Here is a 17,072-nt window from a genome sequence, read left to right on the forward strand (position 1 = left end):
GAGGCCCTGTCCGGCCGAATGATTCGGCTCCGACTCGACCCTCGGCACAGCCATACGCGCAAGGCAAGATGAAGAGCGGAATTCGACCGGCACGAAGGGCTTCCGAGCTTGCGGATGGAACGGGGTGAGGAGACGGACTCCGCCGCCTCATCGCCGCAAAACACGACCTGAAGATGGCGAGAGCAGCGCTTTTGTCGGCTTGCCCTCAGTCGCGTCCCTTGCCCTTCGCCTTGACGCGATTGTGGTAGCTCGCATTGCCGAGGCCGGTGCCGATCGTCAGCACGGCCCAGTTCTCGACATCCTGCATCGCCGGCATCTCGCTCAGTCCCTGGATCACCGCGTCGTTGTGCATGACGACCTCGGTCTCATGCTCGCCGATCTCCGGAACAAGCGCGCGGATGCTGTCGACGAGATTGAAGCGGCTGCTTTCCCAGTTGCCGGGCAGGTTCTGCGCACCGCGATCGATCGCGCCGTCCGGCTGGATCAGGCCGGGGCAGCCGACGCCGATGAACGGTGCGACCCGCAACCCCTCCTTCTCGGCGTTGCCGATCTGCTCGCGCAGCATCTCGCCCAGCCGCTCGATCGCCTCGTCGCGGCTCGGTTCCTCGTCGGCATGGCGCCAGAGGTCCGATTTCCAGACCCGCGCCTTGCTCAGGTCGGGCGCCTTCTTCTGCCTGAGCTCGACGATCCCGGCGCGGATGTTCGAACCGCCGATATCGACGGCGACGAGGCTGTCATAGGCCTCGAATATCCATTTCGGCGCGAGATGGGCGCTGCCGACCAGCCCGGCCTCGTCGGGATGATGGCTGACCGGGACGAGATCGAGATCGCGCCCATCGGTCCGCAGGATGATGGCGGCACGCGCGATGGCGAGCTCGCCGACGCGGCTCTCGCGGAAACCTCCGCCCACCACGATACGCTCGATATCCGCCCAGCTCTTCAGCCGCGCGAAGCGGCGAATGACAAAGGCGAGCGACTGGGCAAAGCCTTCGACGGCACTGAGCACCAGTGCAGCCTCTTTCGCGTCGCCCTCCTTGATCAGGGCGTCGAGTTCCTTCTTGCTGATCTCGGCCGTCTTGCCCTGGAGCGGATCGTCGCCGTTGCGCTTGAGATGACTGCGCAGCGCGTCGAGATGCTCGATGAAGGCGCCGCGGCTCGCCTTGTCGCCGACGAAGCCGTCATCGTCGCGCACCTCCAGATTATAGCTGGTGACCACCACCGAAGGCAGCTCGCTCGCGCCATGCGGCCCTGTGGCGGCCTTGGCCGCATTGCGTGACGTCTCGGCGGTCGCCGTGGCCATGTCTTTCCCCCCTCGGTCGATGCGGATCAGCGGAGGCAACCCGCCGGAGCCTGCCGGGGTTCCCCCGACGGGGCGATGCGCCGCATGCAGCCCGCCTGCGCGCAGCCGGCTCGCCCCGGCGGTTGACCGCCGCCGCGAACGCCGCTCCAACAGGAGGGAAGCTGCCTCGATGCGGCCTGGGGGATGGAACGTGTCGGATCTGATTTTACGGATGGTGATCATCGGCATCGGCGCGACCGCGCTCACCGATATCTGGGCTCAATTCCTGCGCCTCTTCGGTTTCCCCAAGCCGAACTGGGCGATGCCCGGCCGCTGGTTCGCGCATCTGCCGCGCGGCCGCATCCGGCACGACGACATCGCCAGGTCGGAGCCCGTTGCCAGCGAGCTCGCGATCGGCTGGATCTGCCATTACCTCGTCGGCATCGCCTTCGCCGGCATCGTATTGGCAATCGCCGGTGCCGATTGGGCTCGCAACCCGACCCTGCTGCCGGCGCTGATCGTCGGCTGGGTCACGATCGGCTGCGGCTGGTTCATCCTGCAGCCGGGAATGGGCATGGGCGTCGCCGCCTCGAAGAAGCCGAATGCCGGCCAGATCCGGCTGCTGAACTTCGTCAGCCACACCATCTTCGGCCTCGGGCTCTACGGCACGGCGCTGCTGACGCGTTGAAGCGCTTCAATCGAGAATGCGCGTCTCATACTGGTAGAGTGTGCGGAAGCCGAGACTGCCATAGAGGCTGATCGCGACCGCATTGCTCTGTTCGACTTGCAGATAGGCGCTGTGGCAGCCCATCGCCCCGGCCCAGCCCATCAGCCCCTGCACGATCCTGCGGCCATAGCCATGGCCGCGATGCTCGGGATGGACGCAGATCAGCCCGACCTCGGCCATGCCGCGCTCGGCGACGCTCATGCCGAAGGCGACCGCCTCGCCCTCGACCAGCCAGGTCGCGAAGGCGGCCGGCATCTTCACCCGCTCGATGACGGCCGCGAGATTGCCGGCATGGGTCTTGTTGCCGCTCTGCAGGGCAGCAGCGCCGGCCGTCCATTCCTGGCTCGGCCGCGCCTCGATCTGCAATTCCGCCTCCTCCGAAGCCGTAAAGCCGGCGAGCGGCGCGATCTGGCCGAAGGACTTGTCCTTGACCCGGTAGCCGCGCTCCAGCACCGCCGCGCGCGTCGCCTCCGCCACGAGCGGCGTCAGGCGGATGGCCGGGGTCAGCCCGTCCGCACGATAAAGCTCCTCGATCAGATCGAGCATCGTGGCGTCGAGTTCCGCGCCATAACTCAGGGGCGTCGCCGAATTGGCCCGGCCCGAATAGCCATTGGCGAAGCGCAGCACCCAGTCCCCGACGACGAGCGTCGACAGCGCCGGCCAGGCATTGATGATGCGCCGCTCGCAGCCGAGCACGAATTCGCTGTTGTCCGTCTTGGTCAGCATCTCACCCCCCGGATGGCTTGCGCGGTGTCGGCCGCCAGCCCGGCGGCGCCATCTCGAAACCCTTGAATTCAAAGCCCGGCGCAACCGTGCAGCCGACCAGCGTCCAGGCGCCGAGCGAGGTCGCGCTCTGCCACCAGCCGGCCGGCACCACGAATTGCGGGCGCTGGCCGGCAGCAAGCTCGGTACCGAGATGATGGGCCGAAGCGTCATGGCCGTTGGGCGAGACCGTGATCACCAGAGGCGCCCCGGCATAATGGTGCCAGATCTCGGCGGCATCGACGCGATGCCATTCCGAGGTCTCGCCCGTATCAAGCAGATAGTAGATCGCGGTCGAGAAGCCCCGCCCCTCCGGCCCGGCCGGATCGCGAAAGGTCTCGCGATAATGCCCGCCTTCGGGATGGGGCTTGAGGTCGAGCAGTCGAATGACCTCCGCCGCCGTCAGTCCGTCGAGCTGCATCGCCATGATCAGAACCGGTTCTTGGCGTCACGCAGCGCCGCGAAGACCGCGCCCGGCGCAGCACCGGCCAACCCGACGGCTGCGGCCAGCGCCGGCTCGCCGGCCCGGAAGAACGGATTGGTCGCCTTTTCCTCGGCGACCGTGGTCAACGCCCAGAAGCGGCCTTCGGCCTTGGCCTTCTCAGCCTCGGCGAAGCGCGCCTTGAGCGCCTCGTTCTCCGAATCGACCGAGCGGGCGAAGCGGGCGTTCGCAAGGGTGTAGTCATGCCCGCCGAGCAGGCGGGTATCGCCGGGCAGAGCCATCAGGCGCGAGAGCGAAGTCCACATCCGCTCCATCTGGCCGGGCTGGACCCGCCCGCAGCCCATCACGAAGACGACGTCGCCGACCAGCGCCAGTTTCGCGCCACGCCCGACGAAGCTGAGATGCCCGTCTGAATGGCCCGGCGTGTGCCAGATCTCGAAATTTTCGCCGCCGAAGGCCACGGTATCGCCTTCGCCGACGACCCGGTCGAGCGGCGCGCTGGTCCGCGCATCCGCCGGGCCGACGACATTCGCGCCGGTCGCTTGCTTCACCTCGGCGACACCTTGCGTGTGATCGTGATGGGCATGGGTGATGAAGATGTCGCTGATCGTCCAGCCCTTCGCCTTCGCGGCGGCAAGCGTCTCGCCGGCATCGGGCACGTCGATGGCGGCGCAGGCACCGCTGGCGGGGTCATGAAGCAGCGCGCCCGCATTGTCGCTGAGCGTGCGGAAGACGTGAAGGTCGAGCGGCATGGCTTCCTCCGGCAGGGTCGGCCCACCGGAACGGCGAGCGGTCATGCGCCCTGCATGGGCCATGCCCGGCCGCCGATCAACCCGGCATCGTCTCGGGGCAGCCCTTGCGCTCGGGCCTCATGCGTTCCATGTCAGGCGCCATGCCTCTCGACGTCGTCGACCTGCGCGCCTTCTATGCGAGCCCGCTTGGCCACGTGGCCCGGCGCTTCATCGGCCGGGCGATGCTGCGATTCTGGCCGGATTGCGCGCGCCAGCGTCTGCTCGGCCTCGGCTATTCGACGCCTTATCTCTCCGTGCTCGGCATGCAGGCCGAGCGGACCATCGCCTTCATGCCGGCAGCCCAGGGCGTGGTGAACTGGCCCTCGCCCGGCCTTTCAGCCTCCGCGCTGGTCGAGCCGACACTCCTGCCCTTGCCGACCGCCTCGATCGACCGGGTCGTGCTGGTCCATGCGCTGGAGGAGACCGAAAGCCCCGACGACCTGCTGGAAGAGGTCTCGCGCGTGCTCAATCCCGGCGGGCGGATGATTCTCGTCGTGCCCAACCGGCGCGGGCTCTGGGCCCGCATGGACGGCACGCCCTTCGGCCAGGGTCGCCCCTTCAGCCGCAGGCAGCTCTCCGCCCTGATGCGCGGCGCCGAATTCTCGCCGGAGCATTGGACCGAGGCGCTCTATGTCCCGCCACTGCAAAAGCGGCTGCTGATGCGATCGGCCCGGGCCTGGGAGCAGATCGGTGCGGGCTTGTCGCTGCCCTTCGCCGGCGTCCATATCATCGACGCCACCAAGCAGTTCTACCGGCGCGCACCCCTGCGCGCGACGCGGCGCAGTTTCGCGCTGAGACCCGTCCTCCTGCCGCAGGCCTCGCCGACACCGCGTGCGGCAAACCCGCCTGCGAGGCCAGGAACGGGTTGACAATTTCGCCGGGTCGCGGCCAAGGTCCGCCGCTTTTCAAGCCCGGTTTGCTGTAAAACCGCCGCTCCGCCCGCTTTTGGCGCGGAATCTGAACTGGATCACGATGCGTAGCTATCTGGATTTCGAGAAACCGGTCGCCGAGCTGGAGGCGAAGGCGGACGAGCTGCGGGCCTTGGAGGCACGCGGCGACGGCATCTCCCTGTCGGAGGAGATCGGCAAGCTCGACGCCCGCGCCAACCAGGTGCTCAAGGACCTCTACGCCGCGCTGACGCCCTGGCAGAAGACGCTGGTCGCGCGCCATCCGCAGCGCCCGCATTTCAAGGATTACTGCGCCGGGCTGATCACCGAATTCACCCCGCTGGCCGGTGACCGCGCCTTCGGCGAGGACGAGGCCATCGTCGGCGGCTTCGGCCGCTTCCGGGGGGAGCCGGTCTGCGTCATCGGCCAGGAGAAGGGCGATTCGACCGAGACCCGCATCCGGCACAATTTCGGCATGCCCAAGCCCGAGGGCTATCGCAAGGCCGTGCGCCTGACCGAGCTGGCGGACCGCTTCGGCCTGCCGGTCCTGAGCTTCGTCGACACGGCCGGCGCCTATCCCGGCATCGAGGCGGAGGAGCGCGGCCAGGCCGAGGCCATCGCCCGCTCGACCGAGGCCTGGCTCGGCCTGCGGACGCCCAGCGTCGCGCTGGTCATCGGCGAGGGCGGCTCGGGCGGAGCGATCGCGATCGCCGCCGCCAGCCGCGTCATGATGATGGAGCATGCGATCTATTCGGTGATCTCGCCGGAAGGCGCGGCCTCGATCCTCTGGCGTGACACCGCCCGCGCCCAGGACGCCGCCACCGGCATGAAGATCACGGCGCAGGACCTGCTGAAATTCGGCATCATCGACAGGATCGTCCAGGAACCGACCGGCGGCGCCCATCGTGACGGGCAGGCCGCGATCAACCGCGCGGGCGACGCGATCGCCGCCGCGCTCGGCGATCTCGCCGGCCTTTCCGGCGAGGACGTCGTCGCGCAGCGCGCCGACAAGTTCCTGGCGATCGGCCGCAATCTCTGAGCGCTCTCGGGAGCGAGCATCTCGCGCCCGCGAAAGCCAGGGTTCTTTACCCCGCGTTGACCATGTGGCCAGACTCGGTGAGCCTATGGTAAGGAACCCTCAAGGCTAACGCATCTAAAACGAGTCGACGGGCACAATTTGGCCGTCATGCGAAGTCACAGGTCGCGCCCCGGCCTGCCGTTCGATGGGATTGACGACGTGGCAATCAAGCAACTCGCGCTCGTGGCTTTTGTTGCATTGACGCTGGCTGCCTGTGAGGAAGACCGCTATCGCGGCTCCGCACGCCATAACATTCCGATTCCGAGCGCGACCTATGCGCTGATGTCCGAGAAGGGCATGAGCAAGGACCAGCCGATCATCATCCGCTCCTTCAAGAAGGAATCGGAGCTCGAAGTCTGGAAGCGCAAGGCCGACGGGCAATACGCCCTGCTGAAGACCTATCCGATGTGCCGCTGGTCCGGCCAGCTCGGCCCGAAGGTCCGCGAGGGCGATCGCATGGCGCCGGAGGGTTTCTATGCCATCGCGCCCCAGCAGATGAACCCGAATTCTTCCTATTACGTCTCGTTCAACATGGGCTATCCCAACGCCTATGACCGCTCCTATGGCCGCACCGGCGCGCATCTGATGGTGCACGGCGCCTGCTCCTCGGCCGGCTGCTATTCGATGACGGACGACCAGATCGGCGAGATTTATGCGCTGGTCCGCGAGGCCCAGAATGCCGGCCAGCGCGCCGTGCAGATGCAGGCCTATCCCTTCCGGATGACGGCGCAGAACCTGGCCAAGCACCGGCTCGACCCCAACATCGCCTTCTGGAGGAACCTGAAGGAAGGCTCCGACTATTTCGAGGTCACGAAGGACGAGCCGGCCGTGTCCGTCGCCGGTGGCCGCTATGTCTTCAATGGCGGCCAGGCCCCGGCTGCCGTCGCCGAGAAGCGCCGCGAGGACGAGGTTCAGGTCGCCTCGCTCGTCGCCAAGGGCACGCCTGCGATCAAGCTGATCTATGACGATGGCGACCAGCACGCCTCCTTCAAGCGCGCGCTCGCCTCCAATGGCGCCGACGCCCTGAACCGCTCGGCCTCCTGGGGGTCGAAGGATGTCGGCATCAGCCGCGAGGATGCGCTCGCCTCCGGCCCGCGCGTCGTCGTGCTCGACAACAGCGGCAAGGCCAAGGCGACCGTGCGCGCCGCCTCAGCCGAGAACGACGCGATCCTCGCCGCCGTCGCGTCCGCGCCGGTCGAGGAGCCCGCCAAGCCCGTTGAAGCCAAGCCCGCCCTGGCCCCGCGCCCGGCTGCGGCCACCGCCGCCACGCAGCTCGCCAGGGTCGTTCCGGGCAATCCCCAGCAGGGGCCGGTGCTGGCGAGCGCCTCGTCCACCCCGGTCGTCCCCGCCGCTCCGGCTGAGGACAAGCCGTTCCTGCAGCGCGCGCTCAGCTTCATGCCGGTCTTCGGCGGCACGGCCGACCAGGGCGTCGCCACCGCCTCCGCGCCGGTCGTGTCGGTGGTTCCGGCATCGCCGACCACCACCAGCGCCCCGCTGCCGCCGCGTCGCGCCAATGGCCTCAGGACGTCCAGTCTGGATCGGTCGACAGCGGCTTACGCCAGCCAGCCGGCGCAGCGCTGAAGCCGCGGCAAGCAGGCCTGAAATCGTGACGCAATTGCCGCAGGGCCGCGGATAAATACGAACAGCCTTTTCGCAAACGCGAAGGCCCCCGTTTCGGGGGCCTTTGTTTTTTGGCCGCGTGCAGCCGGCAGAGCCACGCCAATCTTGCTTGCGTCAGGCGATCTCGGAGACCAGTTTGGCGATCAGGCTGTTGGAGAGGATGACCGGCAGCCCGGCCTCAGCCGCCTCGCGGCGATGCCGCTCGACGAAGCCCATGCAGTCCATCAGCAGGACCTGCGCGCCGCGCCCCGCGAGATCGCGCGCGGCCTCCGCGACCGACGCACCTTCCCCGCCATAGGGCGAGGCGGCGGCATAGAGCGGCGCGCGGCCGAGCGGCACCCACTTCCCGGCCTCGGACGCGATCTGCTCTGCCAGCGGCACGATGATGCCGAGCTGCGCTCCCTGCACCAGCGCCGCCACGGTCGGCGGCAGGACGCGGTCCGGCTCGATCAGGCGCGCCGCCTGCGTCCTCAGGCTCGCGAAATGGCCTGTGCAGAGCATCAGGATCGTCGAGCAGCCCTCGGCCTCCAGCATCGCGAGCTTGTCCTGCGCCGCCGCCTCCGTGCGGGCCCGGTCGATGACGACCGCGCTGCCGTCCAGCAGTTTCGTGATCAGCACCGGCTTGCCGGCTTCCGCCGCAAAACCCTGGGCAATTTCTGCACGGCTGAGCCCGTCGAGCACGCCGGCATGGCACCGTGCCAGCCGCGCATCCAGCACCTCGTCGAGGATCGGCGTGATGTCGGCGCGCGGCGCCTGGCCGATCGTCAGGGTTCCCAGCTTGCTCATGGCGATGCCTTCTCAGGAATGGAAAGGCCCCGGGCGCGGTCGCCTCGGGGCCTGTCTCGTTCAGCGCTTCCAGAAGTTCTTCGCGACCGAGTCGAAGAAGGAGAAGATCGCATCGCCCGCGATCACGCCCGCCGCGAAGACCTCCATGTCGCCCTCGCCGCTCGCGCCGCGCCGCTTCTCCCAGATCAACCGGCAGAGGATGCCGGCCAGCACCGCCCAGCCCGCCATCGGGAAGTTGATCAGAAGGCCGGTGGCGAAGAGCACGCCGATCTGCCGCTTCGGCCCGCCGATGAACTGCAGGATCGCGCCGGGGATCGCCCAGAGGAAGAGCTGCCAGGCGACGCCATCAGCCACGCCGGCCTTGATCGTCGCAGCATAGACCTTGTTCACGGGGGCGACGAGGTTCTGGTCGAAGAAGGACTGGTAGGAGACCAGCACGACTGCGCCCGCCACGACGAAGGCGAACATCGCGGCGAAGAGCTGCTGGCGGCGGCCTTCCAGCTCGAAGGCCGGGTCGGCGCCGTTGCCGCGCAGCAGGTAGCCGGCCTTGAGGTCATAGCCCATATCGGCGAAGGCCGGGCCGGTCGCGGCCGAGAAGCCGACGAGCAGCGCCAGAGCGGGCATCGGGAAGCCGATGAGCATGCCGATGATCAGCGTGATCAGCGCCACCGCGAAGGCCGGGAACCAGCCGGAATGCATCGCGGCGAGGCCGACGATCAGCTCATGCACATAGGCCGCGAAGGCGGCGTAGAGCACGAACAGGATCAGCATGCCCATCGACATGTCGCTCATCAACCCACCGACCACGGCGATGAACACGGCGATGACGAGATAGCCGACCGTGCCGAGGCCGAGCGCGCGCTTCACCTCGGTATCCGAGACACCCGCGGTCGCTTCGCCCGCCTTGGCCTCGCTGCGGCGGAACAGCAGCATCGCGACCTGAAACAGCGCCACGAGGCCGGCTCCGATCATGAAGCCGTGCGGGATGTAAGCCGCCATCAGGTCGCCCTTGGGGATCAGGGTCTCGAACAGCGGCCCGCCGAAGATCTGGCCGGAATAGCCGCGCAGCAAGAGGCCGATGCCGAACATCGTGAGCGCCCAGACGTTGCCGATGAAGGCGACGCCGAAAGCCGACATCGGAATCCCCGAAACCGCGGTCGAGCCGGCGAAGCCGATCCAGGCCAGCGGGATCTTGATGAAGGAGGCGGCAACGCCGGTGCCGAAGCCGATGCCCATCAGCACCGCCTTGCGGCCGCCCTCGTCGCCGGCCTTGATCGCCTCGGCAGCGGCGACGCCCGGAGGCCAGGCACCCTGCGCCGGGAAGACGCGGGAATCGAACATCCGGTAGAGCAGATAGGCGTCGAGCAGCATGGCGAAGAAGGCGCCCGCCAGCATCGGCAGGACGAGGTCCGGCCGGCCGAGCAGCCAGGGAATGCCGACCGGCAGGAGCAGGCTGTTCGCCGCGCCGAACGTGGCCGAGGAGATCGCGCTCTGGGCCAGGTTCTGGACATGGATCGAGCGGTAGCGGGCGAACATGGCGAGCGGCACGCGCGCCAGCGCCATGGCGGCGAGCGCGCCGATCAGCGAGGTGTTGGCGGTGATGCCGAGCGACACCAGAAGCTGCATGCCGATGATCGCGCCGAAGACGCAGAGCACAGCGATGAGCAGCAGCGTCGCCGGCTCGAACAGGCTGGGGTGCCGCCGAGGCACCCCTTCAGTCGGATTGGTCATGCCTCGGTCCCCATGTGATGCCCTTGTCGGGCTGTTGGCGTTTCGTCCCTGGATATCAAGCAATCAGGATGCCGGCCTTGGCCTCGCCGACATCCTGCGTGGCATGCGCGCCCTGCACGCCGTAATCGCGCTTGGCCGCATCCGGAGAGACCAACCCGAGCGCGATGTCGCGGGCGATAGCCTCGCGCGAGCGCTCGGAGGCCGGGCCGTAACCGGCGCCACCGGCGAGCACGAGCTCGACGATCTCGTGCGGCTGCCGCACCTGGACCAATTCGCCGGTGCCGACATCCCTGAGGACATGGCCCTGCTCGTCGATCACCCGGCCGGAGGCTCCGCCGCCGGCCTTGCCGCCGAACAGGCCCGGGATCGGGTTGTTGACGCCTTCTGGATAAAGCGAGACCAGCGTCGGCAAACCATCATCGGCGAGCTTGCGCAGCCGCACGCGCTGGCCAAGGCCGCCGCGATGCTGGCCAGCACCGCCCGAGTCGGCGAGATAGGTCTTCTCGACCACCAGCACCGGCACCCGCGATTCGAAGGTCTCGATCGAGGTGTTCGCCGCCGAGGTCGGGTAGAGCAGGCCGGACTTGCCGTCGCCCTGGGCCGAGCCGCCCTGGCCGCCGCCGCAGAAGAGCATGTCGGAATAGGTGTCGCCGGCCGCGTCGCGGCCATAGACGCTCGCCGCCACCGGCAGGCCGGTGAAGGCCTGGACCTGCTTCGGCGCCGCTTCCGACAAGGCGCGGAAGATGTTCGGTGCCAGGTACCAGCCGGTGCGGGTGCGCAGGTTGACCGCCAGCGGCTTGTCGCAGTTCAGGATCGAGCCCTTGGGCGCATCGACCGAGAAGGCGCGGTAGCAGCCGGCATTGCCGCGGACCGACGGCGTCAGCATGCATTTCAGCGGGTAGGTCGCATGCGCCATCGTGTAGTTGAGCGTGCAGTTCAGCCCGCCCTGCGGCAATTGCGGCGGGGCGCCGGCGAAGTCGAGATGGATGGTGTCGCCCTTCACCGTCAGCGCCAACGGATAGGTCATCGGCGTGCCCAGCGGGTTGTTCGAGACCGTGCCGTGATAGGTTCCATCAGGCAGCGCGCGGATCGCCTCGCGCATCGCCTTCTCGGAGCGGCTCTGCACGACATGGGCAAGCGCGCGCAGGTCCTGCATGCCGTAATCGGTGAGGAAGGACTGCAGCCGCTCGGCGCCGATCGCATTCGCGGCGACGAAGGAGTGCAGATCGCCGAGAACCTGCTCGGAATTGCGCACGTTCTCGCCGAGCAGGCGGACCAGCGTCTCGTTGATCCGGCCAGCCTCGTAGAGCTTCATCGGCGGGATTTGGAAGCCTTCCTCGTAGATCTCGCGGGCCCGCAGGCTGTCCTTGGTGCCGCCGATATCGGAGACATGGCCGACCGTGCCCATCAGGCCGACGACGCGATTGCCGAGGAAGACCGGCGTGACGATCGCGATGTCGAAGAGATGGCCGGCGCAGAGCCAGGGATCGTTGGTGATGAGCACGTCGCCGGGCTTCAGCGTCTCGGCCGGATAGCGCTCCAGCAGCGCCTTGACCGCGCGCGGCAACGTCAGGTTGAACACCGGCATGGCGCGGGGCGAATGCGCCAGCGTCTCGCCTTCGGGGTCGAGCAATTCGCAGGCAAAGTCCTGCGCTTCCGAGATCACCAGCGAGAAGGCGGTGCGGCAGACGGTGAGCCACATCTCCTCGACGACGTTGATCATCCGGCTCCACATGATCTCCAGCGAGATCGGATCGGCCTCGATCCGGCGCGCGGCTTCGGCCAGCGGCATGTCGGCGGTGATCGTCGTCTCGGCGGCGTTGGCCTGGCCGACATGGATGATCAGGTTCAGGACATCGTCGATGGCGACGCTGTCGCCGGGCGGCACGATCGTGGTCGCCTCGCGCTCCTCGATGATCGCCGGGCCCTTGACTGTGTCGCCGGAGCGCAGCGCGTAGCGGTCATAGACCGTCGCCTCGCTCCAGCCGCCCTCGAACCAGGCCTTGCGGGTGCCCTTGATCTTGTTCGCGGCATCGCCGCCGCCGGCCGCGCCGGACAGCGAGAGCGTCGGGACCGGGCCGGCGCAGCGGACGCGGAAGTTGATCGCTTCCAGCCGCGCGCCCTCATAGACCGAGGTGTAGCGGGCGGAATAGGCCTTGCTGAAGGCGGCGCGGATCGCTTCGAGGCTCGCCGCATCGATGGTGCCCGATGGCAGCGGCACGGAGATGTCGTGCATCTGGCCGACGAGGCGCATATCGGCCGTACGCTCGACCGTGACGTCGCCGGGCTTCACGCCCGCCTCGGTCAGGTGCTTGCGGCCCTCGACTTCGAGATCGCGGAGCACGGCATTGACGGAAGTCGCATCGAAGCCTTCGGAGAATTCGACCGGCAGCGAGCGCACCATGTCGAAGGAGAGCGGCGCGGCGAGGAAGCCGAGCGCGGAGGCCGCGCCCGAGGCCGGCGGGATGATGACCTGCTTGACGCCGAGCACGCGGGCGACGTCGACGGCATGCGCCGGGCCTGCGCCGCCGAAGCCGACCATGGCGTAATGGCGGGGGTCCTTGCCCTTCTCGACGAGATGGACGCGGGCGGCGGCGCCCATGCTCTCGACCACGACCTTGTGGATGCCCCAGGCGGCTTCCTCGACCGAGAGGCCGAGCGGCGCCGCCACCGTCGAGACGGCCTTGCGCGCTGCCTCCAGGTCGAGCGCCATGCGCCCGCCCAAGAAGAAGCCGGGATCATAGTAGCCGAGCACGAGATTGGCGTCGGTCACGGTCGGCTTGGTGCCGCCCATGCCGTAGCAGGCCGGGCCCGGATCGGAACCGGCCGAATGCGGGCCGACCTTGAGCAGACCGACCTCGTCGATCGCCGCGATCGAGCCGCCGCCGGCGCCGATCTCGATCATATCGATGACGGGCGCCTTGATCGGCAGGCCGGAGCCCTTGGCGAAGCGGTTGACGCGGCCGGCCTCCAGCATCGGCGCGATCTCGGCGCGGCCGTCCTCGATCATGCAGGCCTTGGCCGTGGTGCCGCCCATGTCGAAGGAGATCACGTCCTTATGGCCGGCGAGCTCGCCGAATAGGGCCGTGGCGAGGCCGCCACCGGCCGGGCCGCTTTCGAGCAGGCGGATCGGGAAGGTGCGCGCCGTCTCGGGCGAGACGAGGCCGCCGGCCGAATGCATCAGCGTCAGGGAACCGCGGAAGGAGCGGGCCGCGAGCTCGCGCTCAAGCCGCTGCAGATAGCGGCGCATCAGCGGCTGCACATAGGCATTGGCCGCCGTGGTGACGAAGCGCTGGTATTCCCAGATCTCGGCGACGACTTCGCTCGACAGCGAAACGGTTAGTTCCGGGCAAGCCTCGCGGACGATGCGGCCAGCCTCCTGCTCATGCGCCGGGTTGCGGTAGCTGTTGAGGAAGCAGACCGCGATCGCCTCGCAGCCGGCGGCTTCCAGCTCACGGGCGGCCTTACGCACGGCGTCCGCATCGAGCGTGGTGACGACCTGACCATCGCGGTCGATGCGCTCGGCCACTTCGAGGCGGTGTTCCCGCGAGACCAGCGGATCGGGGAAGGTCAGGAACAGGTCGTAGATGTCGTAGCGCTGCTCCGTCCCCATTTCGAGGATGTCGCGAAAACCCCTGGTGGTGATCAGGCCAAGCTTCGAGCCTTTGCGCTCGATCACGGCATTGGTGACCAGCGTCGTGCCATGGACGATGTCGCCGACATCGGCGAGCGTGATGCCGGCCATCTCGGTGAGCTCGCCGAGGCCGATCAGCGCCGCTTCAGACGGGTCATGCGGGGTAGTCAGGCGCTTGTGCAGTCGGACCGAACGCTCCTGCGAATCGTACAGGATGAAGTCGGTGAAGGTGCCGCCGATATCGAAGCCGATACGCCAACGATTGCTCATGGAGCGGTCTCCGCGATTGAGAGGTTCAGGGGTATGAAACGCTTGTCCTGGATCAGGGCCGCGATCTCGGCGGCGCCCTGACCCAGCGAACGGATGATGGCGAGGCGCTCGGCCGGCTCGACCGTGGCGGCCGGGAAGGACAGGCAGAGCGCGACCTCGTCGCCGGTGGTGGGATCACCGACGGCAACCGAGATGGCGCGCACGCCGTGCACCGCCTCGTCATGGGATTCGGCGAAGCCGGCGCGACGCACGATGGCGAGACGCGCCAGTAGCTCGTCCATATCCTGCGGCGCGGTCGCCGAGGGCGGCGTGAAGCCGGCGGGATAGAGCGCGCGAACCTCTTCGTCGGAGAGGCGGGCCAGCAGGGCACGGCCGGTGCTCGAGGCGAAGGCCGGGATGCGGTCGCCGATCGAGGTGACGACCCTGAGCGCATGACGGCCGGGATGGGCGGTGACGCCGACGATCTCGTTGCCGCGGCGCACGCTGATGTAGCCGGTATGGCCGATCTGGTCGGAAACCCGCCCCACGATCGCATCGGCCCGGTCGATCAGCGACGCGGCGAAACGATAGAGATGGCCGACCTGGTTGAGCAGGAGCGAGGGCCGGTAACGTTTGCTCTCCCCGACCGTCTCCAGCAGCCCCTCGTCGCGCATCGCCCGAAGCAGGCGCGAGGCATTGCTCTTCGGCATGCCCAGGAGCGTGACGAGATCCGTCACCGTGACGTCGTGGCGCGTGCTGGAAAAACAGCGAAGCACATCCACGGCCGACGACAGGATGGACATCGCGCTAACCCTTTAAGTTCCATTAAATGGAACTGAAGTTGCAATAATAGGAAAAATACGTGAGTTAGGGAAGATGTCAATCCTGTGACCGCCGCTTTCCTTCCGCAGCGGGATTCGGGCGCCTCGACGCCGATCCGGCTTGGCTGTATCCCGGCCTCCTGACCGCCTCGGGCATCGGAGCCTGCCGTCATGGAGATCAGCGGATGAGCGACAACCTGCTCTATCTCTCGCGCGACGATGTCCGCGCGCTGGCGATCTCGCCCGATGAAGCGCGCGAGGCCGTGCTGCAGGGTTTTCGCGACTATGCCGCCGGTCTGAACCGGAGCCTGCCGAAGACGGCGCTGACGCTCGGGCCGGGCCACGGCTTCCAGGCGATGACGGCAGCCTCGTCGGCCCAGCAGATCGCCACGGTGAAATGGGTGGCGATGGCGCCGGTCGCGGCGGGCTCGCCCCTGCCCGCCGTCAGCGCGCTGATCTGCGTGAACGACTATGCGACGGGCATGCCGCGCGCGATCCTCGACGGCGACGAGATCACCCTGATCCGCACTGCGGCGATCACCGCAGCCGCCGCCTCGCGCCTCGCCCCAGCGACGCCGCGCACCATCGGCTTCGTCGGCTGCGGTCTTCAGGCCCATGCCCATCTCGCCGCCTTCCGCGCGCTCTACCCGGGCCTGACGACGGCGCTGGCCATGAGTCGTAGCCGCGCCTCAGCCGAGCGCCTCATGGAAGCCGCACGCGCGAGCGGTCTCGCGACGCGGGTGCTGGACGACGCCGACGCGCTGCTGGGCGAGAGCGACATCGTGATCTCGATGGTGCCCGGCGGCCCCGGCATGACGCCCTTCCTCGATGCGCGGCGCTTGAAGCCCGTCGCCTTCGCCGCGGCGGTCGATACCGGCCGGAGCTGGCTGCCGGAGACGCTGCCGGCCTTCGACGTGCTCGCCACCGACAGCCTCGAACAGTCGCGCGCGCCTTATGATGCCGCCGGCAATCCGGTGACGACCGTCAGCTTCGGCCATGACATGGCGGAGCTTGCGGGCGCTCCGCATCCGACGGCATCGGCAGGCCGCTCCTTCTTCTGCTTCCGCGGCGTCGCGCTGGCCGATCTCGCGCTCGCCCATCTCGTCGTCGAGAAGGCCCGCGCGCAGGGGCGCGGCACCACCCTGCCGCGCTGATCCCGCCCAACTTCACCGGACCACGCCATGACCCAGCGCCTTCGCGATTTCGGCCTCACCTGCGGCATCATGGAGCCGGGCCCGCTCAACGCGATCACCGACGTGCCCGGCGTCAAACTCGGTCATTTCACTCTGAACGAAGGCGATCTCCGCACCGGTTTCACGGCCCTGCTGCCGCATGACGGCAACCTGTTTCGCCGGAAGGTGCGCGCCGCGGTCGATGTCATCAACGGTTTCGGCAAGAGCGCCGGGCTGATGCAGCTCGCCGAGCTCGGCCAGATCGAGACGCCGCTGCTGCTCGGCAACACGCTCGCCGTTGGCGCCGGCTTCGACGCGCTGGTGACGCGTGCGCTCGCCGACAATCCCGACATCGGCCGGCAGACCGGGACGGTCAATCCGGTCGTGCTCGAATGCAATGACGGCTATCTCTCCGACATCCGCGCCCGCGCGCTGACGCAGGAACATGCCTTCGCCGCGCTCGACGCCGCCGCCTCCGGCCCCGTCGCGGAAGGCGCGGTCGGCGCCGGCACTGGCATGAGCGCCTTCGGCTTCAAGGGCGGCATCGGCACGGCATCGCGCCGCTTTGTCCTCGACGGTGTCGAGCACAGGCTCGGGCTGCTGGCCCTCGCCAATTTCGGCAATGCCGGCGACCTCGTCCTGCCCGACGGCCGCCGCCCGGTTCCGCCGGAGACGAAACCGCAGGCCGAGCGCGGCTCGGTCATCCTGGTCATCGCAACCGACGTGCCACTGGAATCGCGGCAGTTGCATCGTGTCGCGCGGCGCGGCGGCGCCGGCCTCGCCCGGCTCGGCGCCTTCTGGGGCAATGGCAGCGGCGACATCGCCGTCGCCTTCACCACCGCCGACCCGATCGACCACGATCAGCCCAACGACCTCATGCCGCTGCGCGCGCTCAACGAGAACCGCATCGACACGCTCTTCCGCGCTGCCGCGGAGGCGACGCAGGAAGCCGTGCTCAACGCGATGGTCACCGCGCCCGCCACGACCGGGCGCGACGGGCACCGCCGCCCGTCGCTGGGAGATTGGATCAGGGCGGACCGGGGCTGAAGAGGAAGCACGCCGTCATGCTCGCCCTTGTGGCGAGCATCCACGT

The 17,072-nt window shown here is 68.3% G+C and carries 14 protein-coding genes; 6 read left to right on the top strand and 8 right to left on the bottom strand.

From position 1 onward, the window contains the following. Window positions 1-205: 205 nt before the first annotated feature. Window positions 206-1,300 carry an ROK family protein gene (locus FHT98_RS11015; protein WP_142114043.1) on the bottom strand — a complete coding sequence of 365 codons (1,095 nt, stop codon included), beginning with the start codon at window positions 1,298-1,300 and terminating at the stop codon, window positions 206-208. Between the two features lie 169 nt (window positions 1,301-1,469). Between FHT98_RS11015 and FHT98_RS11020 the strand changes: the two genes are divergently transcribed. Then, complete coding sequence (locus tag FHT98_RS11020) at window positions 1,470-1,967, top strand: DUF2938 domain-containing protein (RefSeq protein WP_465246906.1); 498 nt, start codon at window positions 1,470-1,472, stop codon at window positions 1,965-1,967. Between the two features lie 6 nt (window positions 1,968-1,973). Here the strand turns inward: FHT98_RS11020 and FHT98_RS11025 are convergent, their stop codons facing one another. Genes FHT98_RS11025 through gloB form a run of 3 tightly spaced genes read right to left on the bottom strand, consistent with a single transcriptional unit; the run spans window position 1,974 to window position 3,962 of the window. Then, window positions 1,974-2,732 (bottom strand): GNAT family N-acetyltransferase, encoded by a 759-nt coding sequence (locus tag FHT98_RS11025; RefSeq protein WP_142114045.1) that lies wholly within the window; start codon window positions 2,730-2,732, stop codon window positions 1,974-1,976. Between the two features lies 1 nt (window position 2,733). Beyond that, complete coding sequence (locus tag FHT98_RS11030; RefSeq protein ID WP_061966066.1) at window positions 2,734-3,189, bottom strand: cupin domain-containing protein; 456 nt, start codon at window positions 3,187-3,189, stop codon at window positions 2,734-2,736. Window positions 3,190-3,197: 8 nt separating this feature from the next. Then, a complete protein-coding gene (gene gloB / locus FHT98_RS11035; RefSeq protein WP_142115736.1) occupies window positions 3,198-3,962 on the bottom strand; it encodes a hydroxyacylglutathione hydrolase in 765 nt (254 codons plus the stop codon). A 140-nt stretch (window positions 3,963-4,102) separates the two neighbouring features. On the opposite strand from gloB, the gene FHT98_RS11040 reads away from it, so the two are divergent. The 3 genes from FHT98_RS11040 (at window position 4,103) to FHT98_RS11050 (ending at window position 7,547) form a co-directional block, all read left to right on the top strand. Beyond that, on the top strand, window positions 4,103-4,870 hold the full coding sequence (locus tag FHT98_RS11040; RefSeq protein WP_061966063.1) for a class I SAM-dependent methyltransferase: 768 nt from the start codon (window positions 4,103-4,105) through the stop codon (window positions 4,868-4,870). Between the two features lie 103 nt (window positions 4,871-4,973). Next, window positions 4,974-5,927, top strand: a complete 954-nt coding sequence (locus FHT98_RS11045) for an acetyl-CoA carboxylase carboxyltransferase subunit alpha (RefSeq protein WP_142114046.1) — start codon at window positions 4,974-4,976, stop codon at window positions 5,925-5,927. A gap of 198 nt (window positions 5,928-6,125) precedes the next feature. Beyond that, complete coding sequence (locus FHT98_RS11050; protein ID WP_142114047.1) at window positions 6,126-7,547, top strand: L,D-transpeptidase family protein; 1,422 nt, start codon at window positions 6,126-6,128, stop codon at window positions 7,545-7,547. A 153-nt stretch (window positions 7,548-7,700) separates the two neighbouring features. Here FHT98_RS11050 and FHT98_RS11055 read toward each other — a convergent pair whose 3' ends face one another. Genes FHT98_RS11055 through FHT98_RS11070 form a run of 4 tightly spaced genes read right to left on the bottom strand, consistent with a single transcriptional unit; the run spans window position 7,701 to window position 14,789 of the window. Continuing rightward, entirely contained in the window at window positions 7,701-8,372 is a 672-nt protein-coding gene (locus FHT98_RS11055; RefSeq protein ID WP_142114048.1) for an AroM family protein, read from the bottom strand. Window positions 8,373-8,432: 60 nt separating this feature from the next. After that, on the bottom strand, window positions 8,433-10,103 hold the full coding sequence (locus FHT98_RS11060) for an OPT/YSL family transporter (protein ID WP_142114049.1): 1,671 nt from the start codon (window positions 10,101-10,103) through the stop codon (window positions 8,433-8,435). 55 nt (window positions 10,104-10,158) lie between these two features. Further along, window positions 10,159-14,007, bottom strand: coding sequence for a hydantoinase B/oxoprolinase family protein (locus FHT98_RS11065; RefSeq protein ID WP_142114050.1), 3,849 nt, complete (start codon window positions 14,005-14,007; stop codon window positions 10,159-10,161). Beyond that, a complete protein-coding gene (locus tag FHT98_RS11070; RefSeq protein WP_061965842.1) occupies window positions 14,004-14,789 on the bottom strand; it encodes an IclR family transcriptional regulator in 786 nt (261 codons plus the stop codon). Before FHT98_RS11070 ends, FHT98_RS11065 begins: the two co-directional genes overlap by 4 nt. Window positions 14,790-14,992: 203 nt before the next feature. Between FHT98_RS11070 and FHT98_RS11075 the strand changes: the two genes are divergently transcribed. Both FHT98_RS11075 and FHT98_RS11080 read left to right on the top strand, forming a co-directional pair. Next, the gene (locus tag FHT98_RS11075) at window positions 14,993-15,961 is read left to right on the top strand and encodes an ornithine cyclodeaminase family protein (RefSeq protein WP_142114051.1); all 969 of its coding nucleotides are present in this window, start codon (window positions 14,993-14,995) and stop codon (window positions 15,959-15,961) included. Window positions 15,962-15,988: 27 nt separating this feature from the next. Then, entirely contained in the window at window positions 15,989-17,026 is a 1,038-nt protein-coding gene (locus FHT98_RS11080) for a DmpA family aminopeptidase (RefSeq protein ID WP_142114052.1), read from the top strand. Window positions 17,027-17,072: the final 46 nt, after the last annotated feature.

Origin of the sequence: Allobosea sp. AK1 (assembly GCF_006714945.1) — a bacterium.
Taxonomy (GTDB): domain Bacteria; phylum Pseudomonadota; class Alphaproteobacteria; order Rhizobiales; family Beijerinckiaceae; genus Allobosea; species Allobosea robiniae.

Coding starts and splice junctions, on each gene's coding strand:
- FHT98_RS11040 (WP_061966063.1), top strand. CDS start 4,103: ATGCCTCTCGACGTCGTCGACCTGCGCGCCTTCTATGCGAGCCCGCTT.
- FHT98_RS11055 (WP_142114048.1), bottom strand. CDS start 8,372: ATGAGCAAGCTGGGAACCCTGACGATCGGCCAGGCGCCGCGCGCCGAC.
- FHT98_RS11045 (WP_142114046.1), top strand. CDS start 4,974: ATGCGTAGCTATCTGGATTTCGAGAAACCGGTCGCCGAGCTGGAGGCG.
- FHT98_RS11015 (WP_142114043.1), bottom strand. CDS start 1,300: ATGGCCACGGCGACCGCCGAGACGTCACGCAATGCGGCCAAGGCCGCC.
- FHT98_RS11060 (WP_142114049.1), bottom strand. CDS start 10,103: ATGACCAATCCGACTGAAGGGGTGCCTCGGCGGCACCCCAGCCTGTTC.
- FHT98_RS11065 (WP_142114050.1), bottom strand. CDS start 14,007: ATGAGCAATCGTTGGCGTATCGGCTTCGATATCGGCGGCACCTTCACC.
- FHT98_RS11020 (WP_465246906.1), top strand. CDS start 1,470: ATGCGGCCTGGGGGATGGAACGTGTCGGATCTGATTTTACGGATGGTG.
- FHT98_RS11030 (WP_061966066.1), bottom strand. CDS start 3,189: ATGCAGCTCGACGGACTGACGGCGGCGGAGGTCATTCGACTGCTCGAC.
- FHT98_RS11025 (WP_142114045.1), bottom strand. CDS start 2,732: ATGCTGACCAAGACGGACAACAGCGAATTCGTGCTCGGCTGCGAGCGG.
- FHT98_RS11080 (WP_142114052.1), top strand. CDS start 15,989: ATGACCCAGCGCCTTCGCGATTTCGGCCTCACCTGCGGCATCATGGAG.
- FHT98_RS11075 (WP_142114051.1), top strand. CDS start 14,993: ATGAGCGACAACCTGCTCTATCTCTCGCGCGACGATGTCCGCGCGCTG.
- gloB (WP_142115736.1), bottom strand. CDS start 3,962: ATGCCGCTCGACCTTCACGTCTTCCGCACGCTCAGCGACAATGCGGGC.
- FHT98_RS11070 (WP_061965842.1), bottom strand. CDS start 14,789: ATGTCCATCCTGTCGTCGGCCGTGGATGTGCTTCGCTGTTTTTCCAGC.